We start from the raw sequence: 1,633 nt of genomic DNA, 5'->3' as shown, positions 1-1,633 counted from the left end.
GGTGAAGTTTACAACTACCAGCTAAACGACAACGCAAAATCCGTGACGATTCAAGCGGCGATTAAAGATGAATACAGCCATATCATTACCGACCAAAGCCGTTTTTGGAATGTCAGTGGCTTAGGTGCCAGTATTGGATTTTCTGGTGTCGACGTACGCTTAGAAAGCCTCAGTGCTCTGCTTGGCGGTTCAATTGCGGTCGACTCTCCGGGAGAGGGTCAACCCGTAGAGATGAACACCAAATTCAAACTTTACCCAGATTTGAAAACAGCCGGTCGTGGTATCTCGATCAAGATAGCCGTACCCGACGACAACAAGATCAGTGCAACGGGCGCTCCGATCATGTATCGAGGCATCGAAATCGGTCAAATCACTGACCTATCTTTAAGCGAAGGGCGTGAAAACGTCGTTGCATCGGCTGCAATCCAACCGGCATTCAGTGACTTTTTAAATAGCGGCAGTCAATTCGTTTTAGAGGAAGCTGAACTATCACTTACTGGAATGAAAAATATTGCCAACTTAGTCACGGGGAATTTTCTAACCTTGGTTCCAGGTGAGGGTGAAAAAGCGCGTCGATTTACTGCGATTCGCAAAAATGAGTTCAGTCAGGAACAAGAAAAATCCGTTGCGATTCGCTTAACGTCAAACAATTCATTCGGGTTGGATGTCGGTACACAGTTACTCTACAAAGGCATTGCTGTTGGCTCTATCATCCAAGTGGGTTTAGTCGATGGTGTGGGAACTGGCTCTGATAAGCACGAAGTGTTTATGGATGCGCTTGTCGATAACGAATATGCTCACCTAATCAAAAGCCATAACCGTTTCTTTGTGACAGGCAGTGCGACTGCAGAGCTAACCGAATCAGGCTTGAGTGTTACGGTCCCACCAGCAAAACAACTTCTTACTGGCTCAATAAGCTTTGTTAGCGAAGGTCAGTCGAAAGCACGAACTGACTATCAGCTTTTCCAAAGCAAATCGTTAGCAGAAATCGCCAAGTTTAATCAGTCTGGCTCAAAGACGCTTTCGTTGTTTGCGAGCGAGCTACCTTCAATTTCTAAAGGAAGCCCACTACTCTACCGCAACCTACAAGTGGGTAGCATTTCTGATTTTCAGCTTGTCGATGGTGGCGTGAGAATCAAAGTCACGATCGAAAATCGTTACACACACTTACTCAATGAACATACTGTTTTCTGGAACCGCTCAGGCGTTGAGATTGATGCGTCGCTATCGGGTATCAGTATTAAAGCAGCCCCCGTTAAAACGCTTATTCAAGGCGGTATTGCTTTTGACTCTCTTCCGGGAATAGACAACAAACTCGGTGATGTGTGGAAACTTTATAAAGATTCGAAATCCGCGCGAAAATTTGGTCGTGCGATTACGATTACCTCTTCTGGCGATCAAGAAGTCAGCAAAGGCATGGCGATCAAATATCAAGGCGTCACCGTCGGTGAGGTTACCTTGGTGATTCCTAACTTCAATAAAGGCGGTATTGAAATTACTGCGCGTATTTTACCTGAGTACGTAGACAAGATTGCCGTTGCGAAGAGTCACTTCTGGTTAGCAGAACCTGAAATCGGCCTTAATGGCATCAAAAACGTCTCTGCACTGCTCTCTAAGCACATCAACGTAGACC

1 protein-coding gene is annotated in these 1,633 nt (G+C 45.7%); it reads left to right on the top strand.

Annotation, left to right across the window (positions count from 1 at the left end; translation table 11 throughout):
* Positions 1–1,633, top strand: a 1,633-nt coding sequence (locus tag AB4653_RS25380) for an MlaD family protein (protein WP_372105607.1), incomplete at both ends; no start/stop codon positions are given.

The organism is Vibrio sp. 10N.222.48.A3, assembly GCF_041475345.1.
Lineage (GTDB): Bacteria > Pseudomonadota > Gammaproteobacteria > Enterobacterales > Vibrionaceae > Vibrio > Vibrio tasmaniensis_A.
The sequence above is the reverse complement of the archived record's forward strand: the minus strand, read 5'-3'. Positions and strand labels throughout refer to the sequence as shown.